Annotated in this window: 24 protein-coding genes; 9 read left to right on the top strand and 15 right to left on the bottom strand. The window is 66.8% G+C overall.

Features of this window, described 5'->3' with window-relative positions; all coding sequences use genetic code 11:
* Positions 1 to 541: 541 nt before the first annotated feature.
* Complete coding sequence (locus tag ABD768_RS41730; RefSeq protein WP_344850399.1) at positions 542 to 1,858, bottom strand: serine hydrolase domain-containing protein; 1,317 nt, start codon at positions 1,856 to 1,858, stop codon at positions 542 to 544.
* Positions 1,859 to 1,962: 104 nt separating this feature from the next.
* Positions 1,963 to 2,190 (bottom strand): hypothetical protein, encoded by a 228-nt coding sequence (locus ABD768_RS41735; protein ID WP_343983874.1) that lies wholly within the window; start codon positions 2,188 to 2,190, stop codon positions 1,963 to 1,965.
* Between the two features lie 178 nt (positions 2,191 to 2,368).
* Between ABD768_RS41735 and ABD768_RS41740 the strand changes: the two genes are divergently transcribed.
* Positions 2,369 to 2,692, top strand: a complete 324-nt coding sequence (locus ABD768_RS41740; RefSeq protein WP_343983877.1) for a YciI family protein — start codon at positions 2,369 to 2,371, stop codon at positions 2,690 to 2,692.
* A 6-nt stretch (positions 2,693 to 2,698) separates the two neighbouring features.
* On the opposite strand, the gene ABD768_RS41745 is transcribed toward ABD768_RS41740, so the two are convergent.
* The gene (locus ABD768_RS41745) at positions 2,699 to 2,908 is read right to left on the bottom strand and encodes a KTSC domain-containing protein (protein WP_343983880.1); all 210 of its coding nucleotides are present in this window, start codon (positions 2,906 to 2,908) and stop codon (positions 2,699 to 2,701) included.
* Positions 2,905 to 3,255 (bottom strand): helix-turn-helix domain-containing protein, encoded by a 351-nt coding sequence (locus tag ABD768_RS41750; RefSeq protein ID WP_344850351.1) that lies wholly within the window; start codon positions 3,253 to 3,255, stop codon positions 2,905 to 2,907. Before ABD768_RS41750 ends, ABD768_RS41745 begins: the two co-directional genes overlap by 4 nt.
* Positions 3,256 to 3,399: 144 nt before the next feature.
* Here ABD768_RS41750 and ABD768_RS41755 point away from each other — a divergent pair, with 144 nt between their 5' ends.
* The gene (locus ABD768_RS41755; protein WP_343983887.1) at positions 3,400 to 3,696 is read left to right on the top strand and encodes a hypothetical protein; all 297 of its coding nucleotides are present in this window, start codon (positions 3,400 to 3,402) and stop codon (positions 3,694 to 3,696) included.
* A 71-nt stretch (positions 3,697 to 3,767) separates the two neighbouring features.
* Here ABD768_RS41755 and ABD768_RS41760 read toward each other — a convergent pair whose 3' ends face one another.
* The gene (locus ABD768_RS41760; RefSeq protein ID WP_343983890.1) at positions 3,768 to 4,652 is read right to left on the bottom strand and encodes a hypothetical protein; all 885 of its coding nucleotides are present in this window, start codon (positions 4,650 to 4,652) and stop codon (positions 3,768 to 3,770) included.
* 190 nt (positions 4,653 to 4,842) lie between these two features.
* Entirely contained in the window at positions 4,843 to 5,472 is a 630-nt protein-coding gene (locus tag ABD768_RS41765; RefSeq protein ID WP_328326117.1) for a hypothetical protein, read from the bottom strand.
* Positions 5,473 to 5,661: 189 nt separating this feature from the next.
* Between ABD768_RS41765 and ABD768_RS41770 the strand changes: the two genes are divergently transcribed.
* Complete coding sequence (locus ABD768_RS41770; protein ID WP_344850355.1) at positions 5,662 to 6,492, top strand: aldo/keto reductase; 831 nt, start codon at positions 5,662 to 5,664, stop codon at positions 6,490 to 6,492.
* A gap of 36 nt (positions 6,493 to 6,528) precedes the next feature.
* Here the strand turns inward: ABD768_RS41770 and ABD768_RS41775 are convergent, their stop codons facing one another.
* The 4 genes from ABD768_RS41775 to nrdR form a co-directional block, all read right to left on the bottom strand.
* Positions 6,529 to 6,954: a hypothetical protein gene (locus ABD768_RS41775; protein WP_343983896.1), complete on the bottom strand. Its 426-nt coding sequence runs from the start codon at positions 6,952 to 6,954 to the stop codon at positions 6,529 to 6,531.
* Positions 6,955 to 7,158: 204 nt separating this feature from the next.
* Entirely contained in the window at positions 7,159 to 7,539 is a 381-nt protein-coding gene (locus tag ABD768_RS41780; RefSeq protein WP_343983898.1) for a DUF2188 domain-containing protein, read from the bottom strand.
* 3 nt (positions 7,540 to 7,542) lie between these two features.
* Positions 7,543 to 10,449, bottom strand: a complete 2,907-nt coding sequence (locus ABD768_RS41785; RefSeq protein WP_343983900.1) for a vitamin B12-dependent ribonucleotide reductase — start codon at positions 10,447 to 10,449, stop codon at positions 7,543 to 7,545.
* Positions 10,450 to 10,571: 122 nt separating this feature from the next.
* Complete coding sequence (gene nrdR / locus ABD768_RS41790) at positions 10,572 to 11,051, bottom strand: transcriptional regulator NrdR (protein ID WP_328326125.1); 480 nt, start codon at positions 11,049 to 11,051, stop codon at positions 10,572 to 10,574.
* A gap of 326 nt (positions 11,052 to 11,377) precedes the next feature.
* On the opposite strand from nrdR, the gene ABD768_RS41795 reads away from it, so the two are divergent.
* The 3 genes from ABD768_RS41795 to ABD768_RS41805 all read left to right on the top strand — a co-directional run bounded on the left by ABD768_RS41795 (position 11,378) and on the right by ABD768_RS41805 (position 15,012).
* Positions 11,378 to 12,328, top strand: a complete 951-nt coding sequence (locus ABD768_RS41795) for a nucleoside hydrolase (protein ID WP_344850359.1) — start codon at positions 11,378 to 11,380, stop codon at positions 12,326 to 12,328.
* A gap of 91 nt (positions 12,329 to 12,419) precedes the next feature.
* On the top strand, positions 12,420 to 13,745 hold the full coding sequence (locus ABD768_RS41800) for a Gfo/Idh/MocA family protein (RefSeq protein WP_344850361.1): 1,326 nt from the start codon (positions 12,420 to 12,422) through the stop codon (positions 13,743 to 13,745).
* A 109-nt stretch (positions 13,746 to 13,854) separates the two neighbouring features.
* A complete protein-coding gene (locus tag ABD768_RS41805) occupies positions 13,855 to 15,012 on the top strand; it encodes a serine hydrolase domain-containing protein (RefSeq protein ID WP_344850363.1) in 1,158 nt (385 codons plus the stop codon).
* A 12-nt stretch (positions 15,013 to 15,024) separates the two neighbouring features.
* Here the strand turns inward: ABD768_RS41805 and ABD768_RS41810 are convergent, their stop codons facing one another.
* Both ABD768_RS41810 and ABD768_RS41815 read right to left on the bottom strand, forming a co-directional pair.
* Complete coding sequence (locus ABD768_RS41810; protein ID WP_344850365.1) at positions 15,025 to 15,480, bottom strand: SMI1/KNR4 family protein; 456 nt, start codon at positions 15,478 to 15,480, stop codon at positions 15,025 to 15,027.
* Positions 15,481 to 15,553: 73 nt separating this feature from the next.
* Positions 15,554 to 16,072, bottom strand: a complete 519-nt coding sequence (locus tag ABD768_RS41815; RefSeq protein WP_344850367.1) for a LysM peptidoglycan-binding domain-containing protein — start codon at positions 16,070 to 16,072, stop codon at positions 15,554 to 15,556.
* A 368-nt stretch (positions 16,073 to 16,440) separates the two neighbouring features.
* Between ABD768_RS41815 and lexA the strand changes: the two genes are divergently transcribed.
* The 3 genes from lexA (at position 16,441) to ABD768_RS41830 (ending at position 20,309) form a co-directional block, all read left to right on the top strand.
* The gene (gene lexA / locus ABD768_RS41820; protein WP_343983910.1) at positions 16,441 to 17,214 is read left to right on the top strand and encodes a transcriptional repressor LexA; all 774 of its coding nucleotides are present in this window, start codon (positions 16,441 to 16,443) and stop codon (positions 17,212 to 17,214) included.
* 48 nt (positions 17,215 to 17,262) lie between these two features.
* A complete protein-coding gene (locus ABD768_RS41825; RefSeq protein ID WP_343983912.1) occupies positions 17,263 to 17,775 on the top strand; it encodes a glutathione peroxidase in 513 nt (170 codons plus the stop codon).
* Positions 17,776 to 18,020: 245 nt separating this feature from the next.
* Positions 18,021 to 20,309: a hypothetical protein gene (locus tag ABD768_RS41830; protein WP_344850368.1), complete on the top strand. Its 2,289-nt coding sequence runs from the start codon at positions 18,021 to 18,023 to the stop codon at positions 20,307 to 20,309.
* Here ABD768_RS41830 and ligD read toward each other — a convergent pair.
* From ligD to secD, 3 genes are all read right to left on the bottom strand, one after another.
* The gene (gene ligD, locus ABD768_RS41835) at positions 20,306 to 21,244 is read right to left on the bottom strand and encodes a non-homologous end-joining DNA ligase (protein ID WP_343983954.1); all 939 of its coding nucleotides are present in this window, start codon (positions 21,242 to 21,244) and stop codon (positions 20,306 to 20,308) included. The two genes, ABD768_RS41830 and ligD, sit on opposite strands and share 4 nt — an antisense overlap.
* Before the next feature lie 36 nt (positions 21,245 to 21,280).
* Complete coding sequence (locus ABD768_RS41840; protein ID WP_343983956.1) at positions 21,281 to 23,257, bottom strand: ATP-dependent DNA helicase; 1,977 nt, start codon at positions 23,255 to 23,257, stop codon at positions 21,281 to 21,283.
* A gap of 77 nt (positions 23,258 to 23,334) precedes the next feature.
* A complete protein-coding gene (gene secD, locus ABD768_RS41845; protein WP_343983916.1) occupies positions 23,335 to 25,632 on the bottom strand; it encodes a protein translocase subunit SecD in 2,298 nt (765 codons plus the stop codon).
* Positions 25,633 to 25,875: the final 243 nt, after the last annotated feature.

A 25,875-nucleotide genomic window follows, 5' to 3' on the forward strand; every position in this document is an offset into this window, starting at 1 on the left:
CGGGATAAAACAAATTCGGCATTGACTTTCGGCACGCTGTTGAGTTCTCAAGAATCGGACGCACACCGCGCTTCACTCTTCCAAGTTCAGCTCCGGGGCAACCCGCCAAACATTACTGTTTCGTCCGCGGCCGGTCAAATCGGCCTCTTTCGTCCCAGCCTCTCCGTGACTCAGCGACTGAAGACCCGCCAGAGGCGTGCTTCAGCTGCTAGGAAGTTCCGGGGAGTTCGGAGCGACCGGCCGCTTTCGCGTCCCGCACTCGCTCCAACAAGAAGAACATTACTGAGATTCACGGTGAAGATGCAAATCGGGGGCCGGTCCTTGGCCGAACCCTTGCAAACCATGATGCCGCAGCCGTTCAAGGCGGTGACAGCGAACGGTTGGGAGCCGGCGTACCGGCTCCCAACCGTCGAGTACTGCATCGTCCAGTAGACGCCTCTCGGCGAGTGGCCGCTCGAAGCGGCGAAGTGTGAGGCCCGGGGGTCTTGCACTGAACGACATCAGATGTAACCCACTCCCCCACGAACCTATTCCCGGGTCTTCACCCAACCCGCGAGCACTCGATCTCCGCGCCCTCCTGGACGAAGATCAGCCGGCCGTCAGTCAGCCGCAACTCGCTCGCGACCCAGCGTGCGGCGTACCGGCCGTCTCCCCTCGCGGCGAATCTCAGTGCCGGCTGTCGCCCGAACACGGCCTCGAGTCCACCGTCCGCCACGGTCACCTTCAACGACAGGCCGTCCCCCAAGCGATATGTCCCCGCGACTGATTGGAGCTCCTCGTCGCTGACCTCACTCCGGTCACTGACCTCGAGCGGGTAGTCCTCCCATCCGTACGACTCCGCGATCCGTGCGATCGCCCGGTCCACCAGGTAGCTCCCGTTGTCCCCATTGGTCATGACGGCAGCGCCTTGACCTGTATCCCGGTACGCGACCAGGTAGCACTTGAAGCCCTTGTTCGATCCCCCGTGCCCGAAGCGCCTGCCGCCATCGCCCAGGAACGCTCCGAGCCCCAGCGCCTCCATCGCGTCCCATGGGTCGGCGATGGTGATCTGCGGGGTGAGCATGTCCCGCGCCCGCTCCTGCGAGATGAGAGCGCCTGGTGCACCCAGATACGCGTCGCGTACCCCGTGCGCGAAGGCGGCGAGATCGTTCGAAGTGGTCCAGAGACCGGCGGCGGCCAGCTCGGGATACGAGTGCCATCGGCCAGGTACCGGACGTCCGAGCTCGTCATGCGCCGTCGCCGCGCGGTGGTGGAGCTCCTCGGGCAGTGGTTGCGCGTAGTCGCTACTCGACATGCCCAGCGGTTCCAGGACGAGTTCGCGCAGGAGCTGGCGGAACGGCGTACCGGTGACGTCTTCGAGGAGTTGCTGCAAGACGACGGTTCCGCCACCGGAGTACCGGAACTGGGTGCCGGGGACGAGGTCCACGTGGACGCCGAAGGTGTTCGACGGGCGTACCCCGTCGAGGATCTGTACCGGCGTCGGCAGCTCGGCGCCTTGGCGGTACCCCGGGAAACCGGGCACCGTCAGGCCGGCGCTGTGACTCGCCAGCTGCCGCAAGGTGACGATCGGCCGCCACTCGCCCGTCGACGGAATCTGCCAGGACGTGAGTCGCTGATTGACGTCCTCGTCGAGGTCGAGCAGACCTTGATCGACCAGCTGCAGCAGCGCGAAGACGGCGACGGGCTTGCTGATCGAGCACGCCTGGAACAACGTGTCGCCGGTGACAGGATCGTCACCGCCGGCCTCGATGACGCCCGCGCTGCCCTGGTCGACGATCTCGCCGTCGTCGATCACCGCCCAGCTGACGCCTGGAACCTTGAACTCTTCCAGGTCCTTCTCGATCTCAGCCCTCAGCACGTCCGCCAACGCCGTCGCCTCCCCAGTCGGTTGCTTCGGAGCCTAGCGGGGCGGCGTACACAGCGCGGCCGCGGATGCCGGAGCATCCGCAGCCGCGGCGTGGGTCAGCGGGACGGCTGTGGTGCGTCGCAATCGATCTTCGGATTGGCACCGATGTAGTTCAGCGGGCCGGCGAGGATCGTGACGACGATCGTGCCGACCTTCGCGCAGCTGGCGTTGTCGTTCTTGAAGTAACTTCGCTGGCCGGCCGCGGCCAGACCGATCAACAACCACACGATCACAACGATCGTGATGACGCGAGAACCAGTCGTAGAGGCTCTACGAGTGCGCATGTCCACCTCCTGGCAAGAGCACACCCCCGTGGATCCACCCTCTGGTGCCCTCCGGTGACACAGCGAAAACGTCGGCCGGCGCTGTCGATTCCGGCGCGGGCCGCTCGTCAGTCAGATACACGCTCACCACGGGCGTTCCGCCGGCACGGCAGTACCGGCCGGAGAGAAGGGAAGCACCATGAGCAAGTACCTGTACCTGTACCGCGGCCCGGCCACCCCGATGGAGGACTTCACCGCGGAGCAGGGCGAGGAGCAGATGAAGTTGTGGACCGAGTGGATGGGCAAGGCCGCTGGGGCGATCGTCGACCAGGGCAATCCACTGGCTCCCCGGGCTTCCGTGCGAGACGACGGCTCGGCCGCCGAACCGAGTGACCAGAACGGCTACACGATCGTCGAGGCCGACAGCTTGGAGGCCGCCCGGTCGCTGCTCGACGGGCACCCGTTCCTGACCGAGGGCAAGGGGCGGTTCGCGGTCGAGATCTTCGAGATCCTGCCGATGTAGCCGGGGTCAGACCTCGGCGAACTCGAAGTACGGCTTGATCTGGGTGTTGACGTAGTTGCCGATGCTGGGGGCGGCGAGCAGGCCGGCGTACGTCGGCTGCGGCACTTCGTAGTACTGGTAGATGCTGCCGTTCACATACTCCAGCTCGAGCGTGCCGCTGGACAGGTCGTACCCCACCGACTTCACGCTCGCCGAGGTCACCGCTCGACGCCTCATCCACTCTGCCCCTTCTCCGCTGTCTGCAGCGTCGCGAGGATCCGCGACAGCTTCCCCGCGACGGCGTGCAACTGGTCGACCATCGAGTCGTCCAGCGCAGCTTGCTCAGTCTGCGGTACGCCGACGCTCGCGGCGAATCTCGTCTGGGCCTCCGGTGAGGCGAGGCGCAGCGACGTGTCCAGCGCCTCCTGGAGTTGAGCGCTCGGGACGATGTCCGGACGCCTTCGCCATTTGGCCACTGTGCGTGGCGAGATGCCGAGGTGTTCGGCGAATGCCTCGCTGGTCAATCGCATCGCCGCCTGCAGGGCGCGTGCGTGCCGACCCGTCCACTGGTCGATGACTGTCATCGGCCCGCTCCTCCCAGCTTGTGTTCGATCACTCTGTGCAACCAGATTACGTCGATCGAGTGAGCTCGTGGGTGCACGTTCGGTGGCCTGTGGATACAGGTTCGGTTCATGGTGGGGCGCTGCCCGGAAGCGTTGACTGTCGCCATGGACGAGATCAGCGGCAGACCCGCGACGATGCTCCGGCCACCGCCGCCACGAAGGCACTTGAAGGTCGCGGCGGCGGGCGGGCCGCGACGATTCCACCTCTTCCGGCACCGCGATGTCTCAGGTGTGAGTGGCACCGGCGTCGTCGCCGAGGGTGTGGAGTGGTCCGACGGCACCGTCACCCTGCACTGGGGTGGTCGCTATCCGACCACCACCGTCTGGCAGGACGGAATCGACGCCCTGCTGACCATCCACGGGCACGACGGAGCGACGGAGATCCGATGGATGGACGACTGATGAGCTCGGTAGGGCCGGCGTCTCCCCTGTACTGGCGCCGGTCCTACCGACCAGACGGATCGGCCTCAGCCCTAGCCTTGGCCGGACGGCTGATCGCCTTGATCCTCAGCCTGCTCGGACGCCTTGTCGCTGAGCCCGGGCAGTTCCGGTACTACGAGCGCCAGCGGGCCGTGCTCGCTGTCCCAGCGGCGCTCGAGGGTCTCGATCGGGACGTCGTTGGCTGCCGCGGACAACCGGGTGAGTGTGCCCAGCAGGTCCACGCACTGAGCGACCTCGCCGGGATTGTTCGCCAGCCACCAGACGACGGCCGAGCCCGGCGTAGCCAGCACGTCGTCGCGCAGATAGGCGCGTTTGTCCTGCTCCAGTTGACGTTCCAGGAGCAGGGTCTGCGCTCGGCGCTGAAGGGCGGTGATGTTCTGGAGGTGCTTGAAGTCGGCGTCCGGCAGCTTGAGCCGGATCTCGGTGGCCCAGGTGCGGACCTGGCCTTTCTCGTCGATATCCGGTTCGCCGAGCAGCGATGCGAGACGGTGCTGGTTCAACGTCTCCTCGGACGGTTGCTGGGTTGCCGTCAACGCCTTCGCCCTACTGAGCAAGGCATCGACGGCGACACTGCCGAGATCCGCGTGCCGCAGTCCGGTGATCACCGGCGACCACTGGACGATCGCGGAGAACTGGAACTGGTAGTCAGGCGACGCCGACGGAAGCCGCACTCCGGCGATGGTGCGAGTGGGCGGCGAGGTGAAGACAGGTTCGCGATCCACCGGTTTCGGGGCGGGTGGAGCAGGAGCCGCCACCGGCGTCGGCTTCTTCTCTTTCCACACGACCGCCAGGCCGACCAGCACCACCGTAGAAACCGGCGCGTCCACCCAGGCCGGCAGATCCAGAATCATCGCAAGGAGGAAGGAAACAGCAACCACAGCAGCCGCTGTCAGCAGAGCACGCTGAGTAGACGTCATCGAGGATCGCCTTGTTTGAGCGGATTACCTTGACCGAACTGCCGCAGGTGCCCGATTCTCGCCACGGCTACGCGCCTTTCACCCCCGCGCTGATCACCTCACATCACCAGAGCCACAAAGAGTCTGCCACGCATCACACACCGTAGCCACGCAAAGCGTGTCGCCACCAAGGGCGGTATCGGTGGGTGGGTCAGCCGGCCAGGGAGCGGAGGGCTCGGCGGCTGGGGGTCAGGAGGACCGGTTTGTAGGGGCAGCGGGCGTCGGTGAGGGTTTCGTAGGCGCTGATGGCTCGGTTGGCGGCGTCCCAGCCTTGCTCGGCGGGGCTTTTGCCGAGGCCTCGGTTGCGGATCAGGGCGCCGTAGAAGGCGGAGCAGAAGACGGTGGCTTCGTACCAGCCGATGACCGTGCTGGTGCCGATGTAGGTGATGTCGTCCTGGAGGCAGTCGCGGATGGCGCGTTGCCACTTGCCGATACCGGTTTTGCAGCCGTCGGCGATGACGACGCCGCTGGCGATGCCCCAGGAGCGGTCCAGGAACCAGTCGGCCAGCGCGGTCAGGGAGACCTGGGTCTGGCCGTCGGTGGACAGGAACGACGGTTCGTCACTGTGGTCACCGTGTGCCATCACGTGCAGCACCGTCGACGGGGTGGTGAGCGCCGAGAAGGCGGTCTCGTGATCGCGGGTGCGGACGAAGTTCACGTCGATCACCGGACTGTTCCAGCCGGCGTTGATGTTGCTGGTGATGCCCTGGACGAACGTCATCGAGGCGTCGAAGGAGCTGTCCAGGCCGAGGTCCACCAGCGTGATCAGTCTGTTCTTCATCGCCCACCCCTCACATGCTTTCCGGTCCCGCCGAACCCCATGATGACCCAGCCCACCGACAATCCGCTGCCCGCGTCTCGGCTCTCAGTCGCGGCCGCCCGAACTGCCCGGATCCGGGCCTGGGAAAGGGGTTGCTGACGGCCTTGGATACGGTGTTCACGAGATAGCCGCGGCCTGTCAGGAGGATCGATGATCAGCGTTCCAACCGTCACTCTGAGCAACGGAGCGGTGCTGCCGCGGGTCGGGCTGGGGACCTCCCCGATGAACGACGCCGACGCGGAACGCGCCGTAGTACAGGCGCTCGAGGTCGGGTACCGGCTGATCGACACCGCGGAGAACTACCGCAACGAGGTCGGCGTCGGACGCGCGCTGAAGTCGTCCGGGGTGGCGCGGGAGGAACTCTTCGTCACCTCCAAGTTCAACAAGCGCTGGCACAGCGTGGAGGGTGCCCGGACCGCGTTCGAGGCGAGTGCGGACAAGCTCGGACTCGAGTACCTCGACCTGCTCCTGATCCACTGGCCGAACCCGGACCAGGACCAGTACGTCGACGCCTGGCGCGGCCTGATCGAGCTGCGTGAAGCCGGGCTGGTACGAGCCATCGGAACGTCGAACTTCAAGCCGGCCCACCTGCAGCGACTGATCGACGAGACCGGCGTTGCCCCCGAGGTCAACCAGATCCAGCTGAGCCCGATGTGGGCCAAGCAGGCTGAGCGGGAGTTCCACGCGACGCACAACATCGTCACCGAGGCCTGGAGCCCACTCGGCAAGGGCACCGACCTCCTGGACCACCCCGCCGTCACGGCAGCCGCCAAGGCCCACGACAAGACGCCCGGCCAGGTCGTACTCCGGTGGGAAACGCAGCAGAACGTAGTACCGATCCCTAAGTCGGCCAACCGCGAACGCCTCGAGCAAAACCTCGCCGTCTTCGACTTCGAACTCACCGACGCCGAACTGGCCGCCTTGGCAGCCCTGGACGGTACCGGCAGCACCGCGGCCGACAGCGACCGATTCGGCCACTGATCGGCTACGGCCTGCGCTACAGCCGGAAGAGCCGGCTCAGGTGGTGAAAGAGCCGGTGACGACCGGGTACGACTCGACGCCGTTCTTCGAAGACCAGAGCCGGATGCGGACCAGGGTGCCGTCGGGGACGGAGAAGTTGCAGAAGGACCAGCCCTGGTAGTCGGCGACCGAGGTGTCGTCGAAGCATTCGTGCGCGTCGTACCAGAAGCCGACCTGGCTCTGGTACAGCTGAATCGCCGCGCGGGCGCTGTAACCGTCGGCCTGATCGTCGTGCACGCCGAGCCACTCGCCGTCGGTGCAGTAGATCGCGCCGCTGAGCCGCGAGTTCACCAGCTCCTTGGACGGATGGGCGTAGCAGTTGGCCATGGTGTTGGCGTACGCCGGCGCAGCGGTGAGCGCTGCTGCGACCAGCACCCCAGCGGCGGCGAGCGCAGCCGACGTACGTCGAAGAGTTGTGGACATCGAGGCGGCTCCTGAGGACGACGGTCTGGATCGACCGCGATCCTAGGCACCAAACAGCCCCGAACAACCAGAATCCACTGGCCAGAACCGGAACCTGCCCACTACCTGCCACCGGACGCGCTGCGGCCCCCGGGGGAAGTGGGAAGTTCCCGGGGGCCGTGGCGCTCTCAACTGGGGGCAGCCCGCAGCGGCTGCAGCACCAAATCAGCCTTTGCTGCTCCTAGGGTCGTTACCTGGGTCGATCGTGTCTTGACGACGGATCTGACCGTTCCGTCCGCGAACCTGCATTTCGCCACCACCGTCGCCGGACAGAATCTCGCGAGCCCGATCGATCCCCTGCCCTTGAGTACTGGTCACCGCGCTAGCGCGGTCAGCGCCAGGCTTCCTAACCTCCCACTGCCCGTCAGGCCGTGGCTGCACAATCCGCTTGTTTGGCTTCGTCATTACCACTCCTTGTGCCAACCGGTCGCCCGGCACACCAACTCTGTATCCAGCTTCCGAGCCGTCCATCGAATGTTTCAGGCGTTCTTTTCGGTCTTCGATGGACGGCTGGCAAGCCTCAGAGCCGCCGACGAGGCGGCACATTGGTCAGCTGCAACCCGAGGTGGAGCCGCAGCCTTCGCAGACGTAGCAGGAGCCGGAGGGGCGCATCTTGGTGCCGCAGGTGAAGCACAGGGGTGCGTCCACCGAGGTGCCGGTGATCAGTTCGAACATCTCGGCGGTGGTGCGGACCTCGGCCGAGGCGGGCTTGGCTGCCGCGGCGTCGATCGAGGCGTCGTGGAGCTCGACCTTCTCGGTGGCGGCCTCGACCTCCGCGACCGGCTCGACGGACTTCAGCGACTCGGGCTCCGACACCTCGACCGGGGTCGGCTCGTAGGAGCCGGTGTCGAGCTGGCGGGAGCGCTCCTCGGCGGAGTAGATGCCGAGGGCCGAGCGCTCGTCGAAGGACAGGTGGTCCAGCGCCAGCCGGCGGAAGATGTAGTCCATGATCGACTGCGCCATCCGGACGTCCGGGTCGTCGGTCAGACCGGCCGGCTCGAACTTCAGGTTGGTGAACTTCTGGACGTACGTCTCCAGCGGCACCCCGTGCTGCAGGGCGATCGAGATCGCGATCGAGAAGGCGTCCATCACACCGGCAAGCGTCGAGCCCTGCTTGCCCATCTTCAGGAACACCTCGCCCAGACCGTCGTCGGGGTACGAGCCGGCCGTCATGTAGCCCTCGGCGCCGCCGACGCTGAAGGAGGTGGTGCGCGACGGACGCGACTTCGGCAGACGCTTGCGGATCGGCCGGTACTCGACGATCTTCTCGACGACAGGCTCGGCCGCGGCGGCGTCGGCGGTGGCCTTGGCGGACTTGGAGTCCGACAGCGGCTGGCCGACCTTGCAGTTGTCGCGGTAGACGGCCAGCGCCTTCAGGCCGAGCTTCCAGCCCTGGAAGTAGACGTCGGCGATCTCCTCGACCGTCGCGGTCTCCGGCAGGTTGACCGTCTTCGAGATCGCGCCGGACAGGAACGGCTGGGCCGCCGCCATCATCCGCACGTGGCCCATCGGCTTGATCGCGCGCTCGCCCATCGCGGTGTCGAAGATCGAGTAGTGCTCGGTCTTCAGGCCCGGCGCGTCGACGACGTGACCGTGCTCCGAGATGTACTCGACGATCGCCTCGATCGTCTCCTCGGTGTAGCCGTGCAGCCGCAGCGCCCGCGGCACCGTCTGGTTGACGATCTGCATCGAGCCGCCGCCGACCAGCTTCTTGAACTTGACCAGCGAGAAGTCCGGCTCGATGCCGGTCGTGTCGCAGTCCATCATGAAGCCGATCGTGCCGGTCGGCGCGAGCACCGAGGCCTGCGCGTTGCGCCAGCCGTTACGGGTGCCGACCTTCAGCACGCCCTCCCAGGCGGCCGTCGCGTGCTTGTGCACGTCGGCGTCGATCTCGTGCACGGTGCGGATCGCGTCGTTGGCCGCGGCGTGCTTGCGCATCACCCGGGTGTGCGCGTCCTTGTTCCGCTCGAAGCCGTCGTACGGGCCGACGATGCCGGCCAGCTCGGCGGAGCGCTTGTACGACGTACCGGTCATCAGCGAGGTGATAGCGCCCGCCAGTGCGCGACCACCGTCGGAGTCGTAGGCGTGCCCGGTCGCCATCAGCAGCGCGCCGAGGTTGGCGTAGCCGATGCCGAGCTGGCGGTAGGCGCGGGTGGTGTCGCCGATCGCCTCGGTCGGGAAGTCGGCGAAGCAGATCGAGATGTCCATCGCGGTGATGATCAGCTCGACGGCCTTGACGAAGTTGGCCGAGTCGAAGGTGTCGTCGTCCTTGAGGAACTTCATCAGGTTCAGCGACGCCAGGTTGCAGGACGAGTTGTCCAGGTGCATGTACTCCGAGCAGGGGTTGGACGCGGTGATCCGGCCCGTCTCGGGAGTGGTGTGCCAGTCGTTGATGGTGTCGTCGTACTGGATGCCCGGGTCGGCGCAGGCCCACGCGGCGTGGCTGATCTTGTCGAACAGCTCACGCGCGTCGACGGTCTCGATGATCGAGTTGTCGATCCGCGCCCGCAGCCCGAACTCGCCCTTCTCCTCGACCGCGCGCATGAACTCGTCCGTCACCCGGACCGAGTTGTTCGCGTTCTGGTACTGCACCGAGGTGATGTCGCGGCCGCCGAGGTCCATGTCGTAGCCGGCGTCGCGGAGGACGCGGATCTTGTCCTCCTCGCGCATCTTGGTCTCGACGAACTCCTCGATGTCGGGGTGGTCGACATCGAGCACGACCATCTTGGCCGCGCGGCGGGTGGCGCCACCGGACTTGATCGTGCCTGCCGACGCGTCCGCGCCGCGCATGAAGCTGACCGGGCCGGAGGCGGTCCCGCCGGAGGACTGCAGCAGCTCCTTCGACGAGCGGATCCGGGACAGGTTCAGGCCGGCGCCGGAGCCGCCCTTGAAGATCAGGCCCTCTTCCTTGTACCAGTTCAGGATCGAGTCCATCGAGTCGTCGACGGCGAGGATGAAGCAGGCCGACACCTGCTGCGGGGAGGTGGTCCCGACGTTGAACCAGACCGGCGAGTTGAAGCTGAAGTACTGGTGCAGCAGCATCCAGGTGAGCTCGTGCTCGAACACCTCGGCGTCGGCCGGGGTGGCGAAGTAGCCGTGGTCCTCACCGGCCTTGCGGTAGGTCTTCACGACCCGGTCGAGCAGCTGCTTGAGGCTCCACTCCCGGTTGTCGTGGCCGACGGCGCCACGGAAGTACTTGGTGGTGACGATGGTGGAGGCGTTCACGCTCCAGTAGTCGGGGAACTCGACCCCGCGCTGCTCGAAGACGGTCTCGCCGGTCTTCCAGTTCTGCTGTACGACGTCGCGGCGCTCCCACGTCACGTCGTCGTACGGGTGCACACCCTCGGTGGTGAAGATGCGATCGATGGTGAGTCCCGCGGGCGCGTTCTTGGCCCTGCGGAACCCGGCCGTCGACCTCTTGGTCGACCCCGAATGGCCGGTCACCGTCTCTGTCATGTTGGCTCCTCGCCTGTCAATGTCGCGGTCTGTCGGGACCGCCCCGTTGATACCGCTTCGTGCTGCTGTGTACTTCGGTGTCGCTGTACTGCGGGTGCCGCTGGTACTGCTGATTCCCCGATTTATGTCTGTATCGACGGCTCGGTGCCCTCGGGCTCCTTCTCGGCCCTCAGCAACGCGATCTCCGTCTCGAAGTCGTCGGCGGACTCGAACTGCCGGTAGACGCTGGCGAAGCGCAGGTACGCGACCTCGTCCAGCTCTCGCAGCGGCCCGAGGATGGCCAGCCCGACCTCGTTGGCCGGCACCTCCGGCGAGCCACTGCCCTTCAACGTGTCCTCGACCTGCTGGCCCAGCCGGGCCAGGGCGTCCACGGTGACGGGCCGGCCCTTGCAGGCCTTGCCGACTCCTCTGATCACTTTCTCCCGGCTGAACGGTTCGGTGGCGCCGGAGCGCTTCACGACCGTGAGCTGCATCTGCTCGACGGTGGTGAACCGCTTCTCGCAGACCGGGCACTGCCGCCGGCGGCGGATCGCTCCGCCGTCCTCGGCGACCCGGCTGTCGACCACCCGGGAGTCCACGTGCCGGCAGTAGGGACAATGCATGGCGAACCACTCCTCCCGTGAGCGTTCACCCCCTGCCTGGGGATGAAACTGTGGATCAGCTGGGGACAACTTGTGTACGACCTGTGGGTAACCAACCACTACCTGTGGATGACTTACAGGGGTGTAACTACTACATCTAGGGATGCTACGTCCGGCCTCCGACAGTTTGCAAGAACGTCCGGATCTCGCGCGCGTCTCCTTGTTCCAACACCCGCACGGGCCCGTGTACTCCCGCGTGGCGCCGCCGTGAAGACCCTTTCGAGGAGCAAAATGCGCCGCCCGGACCGGCTGCGATCCGGCCGGCGGGATGGGTGAGGATGGAGCGCATGAGACCCGTCATCCTCGATGTCGACACCGGACTGGACGACGCCTGCGCGCTCCTCCTCGCCGCCCGCCACCCGGAGCTCGACCTCAAAGCGGTGACCTGCGTCGGCGGCAACGTCGGGCTCGACCAGGTCGTCGTCAACACGCTGACGGTGCTCGACGCGGCGGGCCGCCCGGACGTACCGGTCGGTCGCGGGGCCGCGCTCCCCCTGTTGCAACCGGTCCGGACCGCACCGCATGTCCATGGCGCCGACGGGCTCGGCGACCTCGACTGGCCTCGATCGGTCCGTACTCCGGACGCGCGGCACGCTGTGGAGCTTCTTCGCGACGCGCTGCTGGAGGGCGCCCGGACGGGCGAGTTGGTGACTTTGATTCCGCTGGCGCCGATGACGAACATCGCCTTGCTGCTGCGGACCTATCCGGAAGCGGCCGCGGGATTGCGCGAGATCGTGTTCATGGGTGGCGCCGCGGGGATCGGTAATGCGACCGCGTCGGCGGAGTTCAACATCTGGACCGACCCCGAGGCCGCGGCGATCACACTGGCCGCGGCCGGCGAGCTGGGCATTCCGCTGACCATGTACGGGCTGGACGTCTTTTACGACGTGGTGATCGCGTTGGACGAGGCGAAAGCGCTGGGTGGGTCGCAATCGGCCGAGTTGGCGCGGCGGCTGATCGAGAAGCGGAGTGAGTTGTACAAGTCGGACGGCGCGAGCATTGGCGACGGCGGTGCGGTTTGTGCGGTGATCGATCCTGAGGGGCTCACGACTCAGGCATTTCCGGTGCGGGTCGAGCTATCCGGTAGTTGGTCCCGGGGGCGCACGGTCGTCGATACGCGGGATTGGTCGGGTGATTTGACCATCGACCCGTTCGGGGCGGCGCCACCGGTGGTACAGGTTGCCACTGCGGTGGATGGCCGGCGGTATGCCGACCTGTGGCTGGCGACGGTGCGTTAGCCGTCCGGTTTCGGACAGCAGGTTGTACTGACAAAGCGGCCGTGATTGCATGGCAAGCGTTTGCCAGCGCCGATCTCACGAGGAGTCTTTCGTGTCCGCAGCCGCTCAGGAACGTCGCCGGTACGCCGTGGTCGGATTGGGGGCCCGGGCGCAGACCTTCGTGAACGCGCTGGCCGGGCCGTACGCCGACCGCGCTCAATTGGTCGGATTCTGTGACGTGAACCAGACCCGGATGGCGGTGCACAACCGGTGGCTGGCGGAGAAGTTCGGGGCGGCGGCGGTTCCGCAGTACGAGGCCGGTGATTTCGCGCGGATGCTGACCGAGCAGCGGGTCGGCACCGTTGTGGTGACGTCGATGGATCGGACTCACGACGACTACATCGTGACCGCCCTCGAGGCGGGGTTGGATGTGATCACCGAGAAGCCGATGACGATGGATCCGGAGCGTTGCCGGCGGATTCTCGCGGCCGCGGAGATTGCGCCGGGATCCGTCCGGGTGGCGTTCAACTATCGCTACAACCCGGTGCACGAGAAGGTCCGCGAGGTGCTCGCGTCGGGGGCGATCGGCGAGATCGGGTCGGTCCATTTCGAATGGTTGCTGGATGTTCGGCACGGGGCCGACTACTTCCGGCGCTGGCATCGCGACAAGGCGAACGCCGGTGGATTGATGGTGCACAAGGCGACGCATCACTTCGACCTGGTGAACTGGTGGATCGGCGCGGAACCGGTGACGGTGTTCGCGGACGGGAAGCTGTTCTTCTACGGGGACGTGAACGGGAAGAAGCGTGGGCTGGCGCGGGATTACGAGCGGGCCGCTGGGGCGGCGGCTGCGGCGGACGATCCGTTTGCGATCAAGCTCGCTGATTCGGCGCAGTTGCGGGAGCTTTATCTGGAGGCCGAGCATGAGGACGGCTATCACCGGGATCAGAACGTTTTCGCGCCCGGGATCACGATCGAGGACGACATGGCGGTGCTGGTCAGGTACTCGACCGGTGCTTCTTTGAGCTATCACCTGACGGCTTATTCGCCGTGGGAGGGTTACCGGATCGGGTTCAACGGGAGCGCCGGGCGGTTGGAGTTGCTGGTCCGGGAGAACACGTTTGCGACTCCGCCGGAGGGGCAGCAGTACGCGACTGCCGTACAGCACGGCGACGCGAAGCCTGGCGAGACCGAGGCGCTGTTGACGCTCCATCCTTTGTGGGAGCCACCGCAGACCTTGCTGCACGGCGAGCTTGGCCAAGGGCACGGCGGTGGCGACGCCCGACTCCTCGAATCGCTCTTCGGCGACCCGGTTGAGGATCCGCTCGGCCGCGGCGCGGACCACCACGACGGCGCCCGGTCGCTGCTCGTCGGCCTGGCCGCCAACCGATCTTTTGAAACCGGCCAGGTAGTACAGGTGTCGTCGCTGCTGGGCTGATTGGTACCGCCTGCTCTACCTGTGAACGTGCAGGCTGCGGGATCGTTCGAGCCGGTCACACTGACCAAGCTGTTGGGGCACGCAATTCGGCCCAACAGAAAGTGACGCTATGTCTTTCTCTCGCACTACGCTCGCCGCCACGGTCACAGTCAGCCTGCTGACGGCCGCCGTCGTCACCGCCTCACCGCCGGCCGTTGCCGATAGCAACCTTGTCGCGTCGAGGTCCGGTGATGTCGTGCAGCAGGGGCTGAACCGGTTGGTCAAGGACGACAAGTTCCCCGGTGTGCTGGCCGCCGTACGGGATCGTGATGGCCGGAGCCGCAATTACACGGCGGGTGTCGCGGATCTGAAGACCCAGGCGAAGATGCCTGTCGATGGTCAGGTCAGGATTGCCAGCAACACCAAGACCTTCGTCGCCACCGTTGTGCTGCAGCTGGTCGGCGAAGGCGAGGTCGAGCTCGATCAGCCGATCGAGAAGTACCTGCCCGGCCTGGTTCGCGGCAAGGGGATCGATGGTCACAACATCACCGTGCGCCAGTTGCTGCAGCACACCAGCGGTCTCCCCGACTACGACCAGGATGTCGCCGCCGACTATCTGCCGGTCCAGCACACGTACTTCGAGCCGCGGCAACTCCTCGATCTGGCGCTGGCCCATGGAGCTGCCTCCGCACCCGGCACCGAGTGGAGTTACAGCAACACCAACTACATCATCTTGGGCCTGATGGTGCAGAAGGTCACCGGACGGCCGCTCGGCGAGGAGATCACCAAGCGGGTGATCGACCGGATCGGTCTCAAGCACACGTACTGGCCGGCCACCGGCGATCAGACGATCCGCGAACGCCACCCCAAGGGCTACTGGCTGACCGCGCCCGGCAGACCTCTCGTCGACGTCACGGAACAAGAGCCGTCGATGGCGTGGGCCGCCGGCGCGCTGATCTCCACCCCGAGCGACCTGAACCGCTTCTTCGCCGCCCTCATCGGCGGCAAGCTCCTCCCGCCCGCACAACTCGACCAGATGCTCACCACGGTCGAGGCCCCCGACGCCGGCCCTCGCGGCGCTTCCCGCTACGGCCTGGGAATCCAGACCTTCACACTCTCCTGCGGCGGCTTCGCCTGGAGCCACGGCGGCGACGCCCCCGGCTACGAAACCCGCAACGCCATCACCCCCGACGGCCGCCAGGCAACCATCGCAGTAACCACCCTCCCCACCACCCTGCAAACAGCCACCCACGTAGAAGACGCAGTAGACACCGCCCTCTGCCAGTAGCGGATCGCAGTTCTACGAGTTCCACGACAGTAGGTATTGGCGCAGGAAGGTTGGCAGGTCCGAGGCGACTGCGTGGTCGAGGGCGTCGTAGTCGGACTGATCGACGAAGAAGATGACATCGCCGGGGAAATGTGAGCGGCTGGCGTCGAGGATGTAGTAGTCGCCGCAGCCGTCTCCTGCTACCGGGATCCAGCGGTGGTGGCGCCAACTGGGTCTCAGGGCGACATACGAGGAGATATCGAGGAATTCCCGGGGGCCGGCGAGGTTGGCGCCGAACAGGCCGCCCTGGCCGGCGAAGCTGCCGTTGCAGGTGGAGAGCCAGCGAGTGAGGGACTCGGGGAGGTCGAAACCGAGGTCGTCGCGGAGGTGCCGCAAGTCGGTGGGCGTGGCTCCGGTGGGCGGTCGGCCGTCGTCCAGCGGAGGATCTTGCTCGGCGATGAGCCGCAGGACCTCGTCGAATTCGCTCACCCCAAGAGCGTCGCCGATGGCCGGGTCAAACGGTGGCGCTAGCCGGCCACCGCCGTCGTGGCGGTGGGCGAGGTCAGCGGACCGGGATCTGCAGGGTTTGGCCGGGGATTACGTCGGCGGCGTTGTTCAAGTTGTTGAGGTCGGCGATCTTTTCGACCATCAGGGCCGGGTCTTCGGTGGGGTTGGTTTCTTGGGCTATGGACCAGAGGGACTGGCCGGCGCCTACCTGGACCTGGATGGTGTGGTCGAAAGTCGGGTGGGGGTCCAGGACGCCGGCTACGCGGAGGCCCAGGACTGCTACTGCGGCGCCGAAGATCAGGACCGAGAGCGTGGTCAGGAGGAGTCTGCCTCGGCGGGTCAGTTGCAGGGCCGAGGGCTCGATGTCTTCTGACCAGGTGGTGCGGCGCGTGGTGCGGGCGGCCGGGCGGGGCTCGCGGAGGAGGTCGGGGCCGGAGCAGGCTCGGACGGGCAGGGGCTCGGTGGTGGTGCCGGGGATCCGGCGGCGCCTGCGGGGTTCGCCGGGCGCCTGGGTCACCTCAGGCGTCGTCACCTCTGTTGTCAGGGCTCCTGACGCCAGTGCCGCAGTGCTCATCGGATCCTCCAGACCCTCGTTCAGACCTCGTGTCCTGCTGTCGATCTCTGTCTACCGGCCACCGCCGACAGTTTTCGCCGGGCGGTCCGCCGGACCGCCCCGTTCGATCAACCCGAACACCTGTTCGATCGAACGCCTGTACGAATGATTAACCGAACCACCCGGGGTTCGCAACTATTTCCAACCAGGACACGCCGGAGAAATTCCCGCCCCGGCAGGCCCTATAACCTGACACGCGAACAAACGTGCGAACCGACACGCCTTCGAACAGATGTTTGAAGAATCTCAGGATTCGGTCTACGGTCTTCTCAATCGACAAAGCCTGGCCGGTGCCCGACCGCCGGCCCGACCCGAGGAGAAGCCTGACCATGGCCAGGACGCCGAGCGGTTCCAGCAAGGACGATCGACCTGTCGCGGGAGCAGCCGCCAAGACGGTCTCCGAGCTGCCCGACGGCCCCGCCGACTCCACCGGTCTGACCCCGCGCCAACGCCGGGTGCTGGACGTGATCCGCGATTCGGTCGACAGCCGTGGTTACCCGCCGTCGATGCGCGAGATCGGCGAGAAGGTCGGCCTGACCAGTTCGTCGTCGGTCTCCCACCAGCTGAAGGTGCTCGAGCAGAAGGGCCTGCTGCGCCGCGACCCGAACCGGCCGCGCGCGATCGAGGTCCGCTACCCCAACGAGGTCGCCGACGTGGCCCGCCGCGGCTCGGTCGGTGCCGTCCGGCAGACGTCGTACGACGAGACCGGGGCCGGCGACGCGCACCCGGACGCGGTCTACGTCCCGGTGGTCGGCCAGATCGCCGCCGGTAACCCGATCCTCGCCGAGCAGGACATCGAGGAGGTCTTCCCGTTGCCCAGGGCAATGGTTGGCGAGGGCACCTTGTTCATGCTGAAGGTCAAGGGTGAGTCGATGATCGACGCGGCCATCTGCGACGGCGACTGGGTCGTCGTCCGGCAGGAGCAGACCGCGGAGAACGGTGACATCGTCGCCGCGATGATCGACGGTGAGGCGACCGTGAAGACGTTCAAGAAGACCGCGACCGAGATCCTGCTGCTGCCGCACAACCCGGCCTTCGAGCCGATCGACGGCAAGGACGCGGTCATCCTCGGAAAGGTCGTAACAGTTCTGCGGCGTGTCTGACATCTCAGACGGCGCGCGGAGTCGCGCGTGTCGTGTCAGGATTGAGTTATGACGACTGTCTATGACTTCAGCGCCACCCGGATCGAAGGCAATGAACAGTCTCTTTCCGACTTCCGCGACCAGGTGCTCCTGGTGGTGAACACGGCCTCGCAATGCAGTCAGACGCCGCAGTACACCGGTCTCCAGAAGCTCTACAAGACCTACCGCAGACAAGGGTTCTCGGTGCTGGGATTCCCCTGTGACCAGTTCGGTCACCAAGAACCCGGTGACGAGAACGAGATCGCGAACTTCTGTTCGACGATCTACCACGTCACCTTCCCGATGTTCGCCAAGATCGACGTGAACGGTTCCAAGACGCTTGAGCTGTACAACTGGCTGAAGCGTGAGCAGGGCGGCCTGCTCGGGGGCCGGATCAAGTGGAACTTCACCAAGTTCCTGATCGGCCGCGACGGTGGAGTGATCGCGCGCTACGCGCCGACCGCCACGCCGGAGAAGCTGGCCGACAAGATCGAGGCCGCGCTCGCGGTGCCGGCTCCGAGCCGGCGCGAATCAGGCGACTGATTCACCGGCGGTAGCTGGCATCGATTCCGGACCACGTCTGGAATCGATGCCGTTCTTTTGTCTGCGACAGTGAGTCATTCCCCGTCGCACTGCAAACCAAAAGCTGACACACAACAGCTGGCGGCGGGGCCCGGCTGACCCTTCGGGCAACCTTACGGTCATGTCCGAAATAGGTGGCTGCAGCCTGTAGACGTTCCGGTCAAGACCGCTTTATGGTCGATGGAACCGTCGCAGGGAGAACCGCCATGATTCCGCGCCGCCGCCCCCTTCAGCGCGCCCTCGAACTGTTCGCAACACTGGCCATCCTCAGCACCGCCGCCGCCATCCCCCTCACTGCGCGGGCGGCGCCGACCGATCCCGTCAAGAACCTCGGCGCCCCGCTCAGCTCGCTGACCGTGATGGAGGGCGCGTTCGGCCACGAACCCGACGGCCGCGACGTCGTGTACGCCGTACCGGCCGGTGAGAACGCGGCCCTCAACGTCGTCGACATCCACAGCCGCGAACTGCTCCGGGCCATCCCGCTACCTGGCGCGGCCGGCGCGTGGGCGATCACCGTCGCGACCGACGGCAGCGTGTACGTCGGCAGCTACACCAACGCGCACCTCTACCGGTACCGCCCCGACACGCACACCGTCACCGATCTCGGCCAGCCGATCCGCGGCGAGACGTTCATCTACGGCCTCACCTCGGGTCGCGACGGCGCGGTCTACGCCGGGACGTTCCCGAACGCCCACGCCTTCAAGTACGACCCGGCGACCAACCGGTTCACCGACTACGGCTCGCTCGACCCGGTGCAGCAGTACGTCCGGGCCGCCGTCTACGACCCGGACCACAACGCCCTGTACGCCGGCCTGATGACCCCGGTCGCCAAGCTGATCCGCATCGACCTCACCACCGGCGCCAAGCAGGACGTCACTCCCCCGGACCTGGTGGCGAAGGACTTCCAGGACCTCGACTACGTGGACGGCAAGGTCTTCGGCAACGCCAGCAATCGCTTGATCGTCATCGACGCGGCGACCCAGCAGCGGATCACCTTCACCGACGCCGCGACCGGCAGCCAAGTCACCGACTACCCGCTCAGCGCTCGCGGCGTCTCCAACGTCGGCCCGGGTGGCGTCTACTTCACCAACAACATGGCGCTCATCCGCTACGACACGGCGACCAACACGGTCGGGCCTGTCCCGTCCGGTGTCCGGCTGGCTCGCGGTGCCGCGATCGGCTACGGCTGGTTCACCGACAACGGCAAGCCGATGCTCTACGGCTTGGGCGGCAACTACTCCGGCGGGACCTGGCGGTACGACCCGCAGACCGGAGTACTGGATCAGTGGACGTCGCCGTTCCAGTACGTCGGCGCGCCGCTGATGCACACGATCGCGGACCCGGTCACCGGCAAGATCCTGGTCAACGCGTTCCTCAACGGCTCCACGACCAGCTACGACCCGAAGACCGGGCGGGCGACGCTGACCGCACGGCAGGGACAGGTCGAGGGGTGGAACTGGCATTCGACCAAGAACCTGTACGTCGGTGTCTATCCCTACGGCCAGTTGTCGGCCTGGAATCCGAACGCCCCAGAGAGCCCGACCAATCCACGCATCCTCTTCCAACTGGTCGACAGTGATCTGCAGAACCGTCCCGTAGCAGTCGTTCCGCAAGGCGATCGCGTCTACCTCGGCACCACTCCCGGGTACGGCGAGTACGGCGGCGCGCTGTCCGTCTACACCATCTCGACCGGCCACCTGTCCGTCTTCCGCAACGTCGTCCACGACGAGACGATCGCTTCGGTACTGCCGCTCGGCTCAATCGTCTGGGCCGGCTCAAGCATCGACAGCGGGCAAGGCACGGACCCGCGAACCACCGAGGCGCACCTGGTCAAGGTCGACCCGACGAGCGGTGCGGTGAGCGTGGACGTCGTACCGGTCGCGGGCGCGGCCAGCATCACCGAGCTGAGCATCGGGCCTGACGGCAACATCTGGGGTCTGGCCGATGGCACGGTCTTCGTCGCAGATCCGACGACAGGTGTGGTCATCCGCCGGATCCCCGTCTTCAACGGCAGCACCGGATCCGCGGATGGCGCGATGTCCTGGCGGGACGGCTACCTGTACGCCGTAACGGGAAGCCGACTCTTCATGATCGACAGCCTGAGCGGCACCGCGACAGTCATCCGCGATCGTGGCCTGTACCGGCTGACCCAGGCGCCGACCGGCATCTACTACATGCTGCTCCGACCGGACGGCTACACGAACCAGACCAACCTGGCGTCCTACACGCCGCCGGCAGATCCCTGTCCCCATTCGGATCTGAGGCCGACCGTGTGGACCGGCAACGTCGACAGTGGAGTCGTCAACCGCAACCTGCGCTACGGCTGCACCCTCATCGACGACCTACCCGATGCCGAGGCCGACTGGCCGACCCACAAGGCGTATGTCACCGCAGTCGGCAGCAAGGCAAGCCAGCTGGTGGAAGCAGGCTCAATCACCTACGGCGAGGGCTACGACATACTCACAGCCGCCAACCGCTCGGACGTCGGGCGCTAACGAACGACGGAGTCCGGGTCGATGTCGAGGCGGAGGCCTCGCCAGACCGGGTGGCGGAGGCGGCCGTCGGCGGCCCAGCCGGAGTAGGTGACCTCGGCGACCAGGAGCGGGTCGAGCCAGTGCGCGGCCCGCCGGTCGCCGGCCGGGATGGTGGAGGTGTCAAAGGGCGGGGTGTCGATCTCGAGGGCGGCGAGTTCGGCACCCAGCACCTCCAGCATCGCGAAGTCGAGGCCGGAGCCGACCTTGCCGATCAGCACGAGCTCCCCACCCGGCGCGTCGTAGGCGCCGCAGTACAGGGATCCGATCTTGCCCTCGCGGTTGCCTTCGCCGGGATGCCAACCGCAGAGAATGACGTCGCGGGTGTGCACGGGCTTGATCTTGATCCAGTCGGAGCTGCGTTTGCCGGGCAGGTACCGCGACTTGCGCCGCTTGGCCACGACTCCCTCGAGCCCTTGCGAGGCCGACAGGTCCAGCGCCTGCTCCGGATCGTCGTACGCCGGCGGGATCTCCCAGAACGGGTCGCCGAGGTCGAGCGAGTCGAGCAGCCCGCGCCGCTCGTCATACGTTGCCTCCAGCAACGACTCGCCCGCATAGCGCAGCACGTCGAAGACCCGGACCGACACCGGCACCTGATTGATCAGCTGAGCCAGCTGACGCGGATCGCGCACATGCATCCGCCGCTGCAGCAACCCGAACGACGGCGCCCCCGACTCGTCGAGGGTGACGATCTCACCGTCCAGTACCGCGGGCAGCTCCAACCCCGGCGCCTGCGCCAGCCCGAGCAGTTCCGGGTACCCCGCCGACACGTCGCGGCTGTTGCGCGACCACAACCGGCAGCCGGTCTCGTCGACCTCGGCGATCACCCGGATGCCATCCCACTTCATCTCGTACGACCAGCCCGCCCCGGACGGCATCGTCCCCAGCGCCGCCATCATCGGCAGCACAGGGGGAACCGTCCCGGCCATACGGCCTCAGTCCTGGAGTCTCTTCAAGGCGCCGAGCACCTTCTCACGATCGGCGGTCGGCCACATCGGGGGCAAGGAGGCGCGCAGATAGCCACCGTATCGAGCGGTAACGATGCGCGGATCGAGAATCGCGACCACCCCTCGGTCAGAAGTACGCCGGATCAGCCGGCCGGTCCCCTGCGCGAGCAACAAGGCGGCATGCGTCGCCGCGACTGCCATGAAGCCGTTGCCACCCGCCTCGTCGACAGCGCGTTGCCGCGCCGCCATCAGCGGCTCGTCGGGTCGCGGGAAGGGCACCCGGTCGATGATCACCAGGTTGCAGGTCGATCCCGGCACGTCGATCCCCTGCCACAGCGACAGCGTGCCGAACAGCGACGTCTCCGGGTCGTCCACGAACTCCCGCGACAACTCCCCCAGCTGCGCGTCGCCCTGGCAGAGCACCTTCAGATCGGTCGCCTCGCGCACCGCGGCCGTCGCCGCCTCGGCCGCGCGACGGGAGGAGAACAGCCCGAGCGTCCGTCCGCCCGCGGCGGTGATCAGGTCGATGATCTCCTCGAACTGCTTCTTGCCCAGCCCGTCGCGATGCGGCGGCGGCAGGTGCTTGGCGACGTACAGAATGCCTTGTTTCTCGTACTCGAAGGGCGAGCCGACGTCGAGCCCGCGCCACGGCAGCGGCCCGGTCTCCGAGTCCGTGTCCACCGACGGCATCTCGTCATCGTCGGCGAGCTTGTCCGAAGGCCGCAGCCCCACCTGCCGGGCGATCGCGTCGAAGTCGCCGCCGAGGGTGAGCGTCGCCGACGTCAGCACGACGGTCCGGTCCTTCAGCACCAGCTCACGCAACAGACCCGCCACGGTGAGCGGGGCGATCTGCAGCTGGCGGCCGAATCGTTCCCGATCGACCATCCAGACGACGTCCATGTCGCTCAACGCCGCGACCCGCTCGGCGACGTCGAAGATCTCCTTGACCGCGCCCTTGGACTGCCGCTTCGCGCCGTCGGGGTCGTCGTCCTTGTCGTCGGACTTCTTGTTCAGATCGGAGTACACCGACCGGGCGGCATCGCGGACCAGCGCTGCCGCCTCCAGTACTACGCCGTTGGCCGCCTCGATCCGGCCCTCGCGGGTCTCGTCGAGCGCCGCCCGCAGAGCATCGGAGGCGTCGATCAGGTCGTCGGCCTTGTCGTCGTCGATGAACCGGCGGGCGCGCTTGGCGGCCCGCTCGACCATCTGTGGCGAGAGCTCGTCCCCGGCCGCGCCGGTGACCCGGGCCGGCAGCTCGTGTGCCTCGTCGACGATCACCACGTCGTGCTCGGGCAGCACCGTGCGGTTCTCGAACGCGTCGATCGAGAGCAGTGCATGGTTGGTGATCACGATGTCGGCCTTGCGCGCCTGCTCCTTGGCCTTCTCGGCGAAGCACTCCTCGCCGTACGGGCACTTCTGCGCGCCGAGGCACTCGCGGGCGGCGATCGCGACCTGCTGCCAGGCCTGGTACTGATGCGAGGGCGCGTGGTCGCGGTCGCCGGCCTCGCCGTCGATCAGCTGCTGCTCGGCCCAGTCGCGCAGCTCGAGCACCTGCTGGCCGACCGGTCCCGCGGGCGGCAGATCGATCAGCATGCCGTCGTCGTCGGGGGCGCCTTCGCGGATCCGGTGCAGGCAGGCGTAGTTGTTGCGGCCCTTCTGGATCGCGTACGACGGCCTGCGCGGGAGCAGCTTCTCGGTGGCGTCGAGCAAAGCCGGCACGTCCCGGTCGACCAGCTGCGACTGCAGCGTCAGCGTCGCCGTCGAGACGACCACCCGCCGGTCCTCCACCGCGTGGATCAGGGCCGGCACCAGATAGCCGAGCGACTTGCCCGTCCCGGTCCCGGCCTGGACGAGCAGATGCGATCCGTCGTGCATCGATCCGTTCACCGCTTCGGCCATCTCGACCTGGCCCGGGCGCGTCTGCCCGCCGATCGCGGAGACCGCAGCCTCCAGTAGTTCCCGCACATCTACACCCACCGCATCACCCTAGCCGCACGCCCGGACAATCTCCGAAGTGCGACCAGGGTGGCTGTGGACAACTGTCAGACGACGGCGCCGCGGTCCGGTTCGGCGTCGCGGTCGCGTTGCTTGACCTTCGGGCGCGGCGGCGGCGCCGGGTAGCGCTTCTCCAGCTCGACCAGCAGCGGTGCCGCGGTCAGGTTGGAGGAGTACGTGCCGACCAGGATGCCGAGCAGCAGCGCGAGCGCGAAGTCGCCGAGCGAGTCGCCACCGAGGAAGAGCAACGCGGTGAGGATGAACAGCGTGCTGATCCCGGTGTTGATCGTTCGCGGCAGCACGTTGATGATCGCGGTGTCGACCACCGGGCCGAGATTCTCGGTCGAGCGCGCGTTGCGCGTCTCCCGGATCCGGTCGAAGACGACGACCGAGTCGTTGACCGTGTAGCCGATGATCGTCAGCATCGCGGCCAGGAAGATCCCGTCGACCGGTTTGCCGGTCCAGGCGAAGACGCCGACGACGACCGCCACGTTCTGCAGCAACGCCAGCACCGCGCCCGCGCCGTACGTCCAGCGGAAGCGGATGGCGAGGTACGCGAGCTGGGCCAGCAACGCGACCCCGAGCGCGATCAGCGCCTTGTCGCGCAGTTCGCTGCCCAGCGACGGGCCGATGCTCTCGTTGCGGATCAGGGTCGTGCCGCCGCCGATCTCGGAGATCGCGCCGCGGATCTTCTCGGCCTCGTCATCGCTGATCGTGCCCGTACGAACGGTGATGTCGTCCGTCCCCGAGGACTGGATGATCGCGTTCGGGTAACCCGCCTCGGCCACCGCGACCCGGGCCTGGTCCGGGCTGATCTGCTGGGCCGTGCTGACCTCGAGCAACCGGCCGCCGGTGAACTCGATCCCGAGGTTCAGCCCGCGGATGCCGACGCCGGCCACGCTGACGATGATCGCGATCGCGGTGATCACCAGCCAGCGCCTGCTGTGCTTCATCAGCGGCGGCTTCTTCTCCTCCAGCCAGGTCCGCACCCGGCCGTGTCCGGCGATGCCGCTGACGGCCGGCCGGTCCAGGATGAACTTGCGGGAGACGACGAACTCGGCCAGCACCCGGGTGATGACGAGCGCGGACAGCATGGACGCGATCACACCGATGCTCAAGGTGACGCCGAAGCCGCGGACCGGGCCGGCGGCCAGGAAGAACAGCAGCCCGGCCGCGAGCAGGGTGGTGACGTTGGAATCGGCGATCGCGGACAGCGCGTTGTCGAAGCCGCTGCGCAGAGATCTCCTCAGGCCATCGGTCCGGCCTCCGATGTAGTCCTCGCGCGCTCGCTCGAAGACGAGCACGTTGGCGTCGACCGCCATGCCGATCGCGAGCACGAAGCCCGCGAGGCCGGGCAGGGTCAGAGTCGCGCCCATCAGCGTCAGCGCGGAGTACGAGAGGCCGGCGTACGCGATCAGGCCGAAGACGGCCATCAGGCCGACCAGCCGGTAGACGACGGTGATGAACAAAGCGGTCAGCGCGACCCCGATCAGGCCGGCCAGGGCGCTGGCCTGGATCGCGTCCTTGCCGAGCGACGGGCCGACGACGCGCTGATCGATCACCTTGACCGGGACCGGCAGCGAGCCGCCCTCGATCAGCGCTGCCAGGTCCTTGGCCTCTTCCTCGGTGAAGCTGCCGGTGATCGTGCTGGTACCACCGCCGATGCCGATGTTGCAGAGCTGGCTGCCGCCGCTCGGGTCGACCTGCGGCGCGCTGATCACCTCGTTGTCGAGGACGATCGCGACCTGGCGCTTCGGGGTGTTGACCGGCTCGCAGGCCGCCTTGCCGGTGATGTTCGCCCAGATCTTGCCGCCGTCGTCCTTGAAGTTCATCTGGACGAACCAGCCCTGCGCCACCTGCTGCGGATCGAGCAGGCCGTCCGCGCCACTGATCTTCTCGCCGGTCATCGCGGGCTTGGCCAGCCGGAGGAACCCGGGGCCGTTGTCGCTGGGCAGGTACACCTCCCCCGCGGCGGGCTTGGCCGGCTTGGTCTCGACGATGTCGAGCACCTCGTGGAAGGTCAGCTGGGCGGTCTTGCCGATCACCTTGGCCGCCTCGCGCGGGTCCTGCACGCCGGGCAGTTCGACGATGATCCGCTTCTCGCCCTGCCGGCTCACGCTCGGCTCACTCACGCCGAGCGCGTCGATCCGGCGCCGCAGCACCTCGAGCGACTTGTCGGTGGTCTCCTTGTTCGCCTTCACCGTCGGCGAGTCGCTCGCCTCCAGCACGATCTGCGTTCCTCCCCGCAGGTCGAGGCCCAGTTCGGGCTTGGCCGTCAGCACGACGTAGGTCGACGCCGCGAGAACGAGGAACGCGAACAATGCGCGAACCAGGGACGACTTCACTTGGAGCCTCCGCAGAGTGTTGGCACCTCTGAGTGCAGGTGTCGTGACACAGAGCTGACCACTGGGGTGTGGAAGGCACAGTGTACGAACGCACACAAGGCTGACACCGCAGTGCCGTGGCAGTAGTGCGCTGGCGAATTCATTGACGCGTCAGGTGAGGAAGCCCTAACTTCACTCGCACTCACTCCGTAGTCCCTCGTGGACCGAGTGTGATCACCCCTCCGCCCCGGTGGGTGATGTGAG

The sequence above is a fragment of the Kribbella ginsengisoli genome (genome assembly GCF_039537185.1).
Lineage (GTDB): Bacteria > Actinomycetota > Actinomycetes > Propionibacteriales > Kribbellaceae > Kribbella > Kribbella koreensis.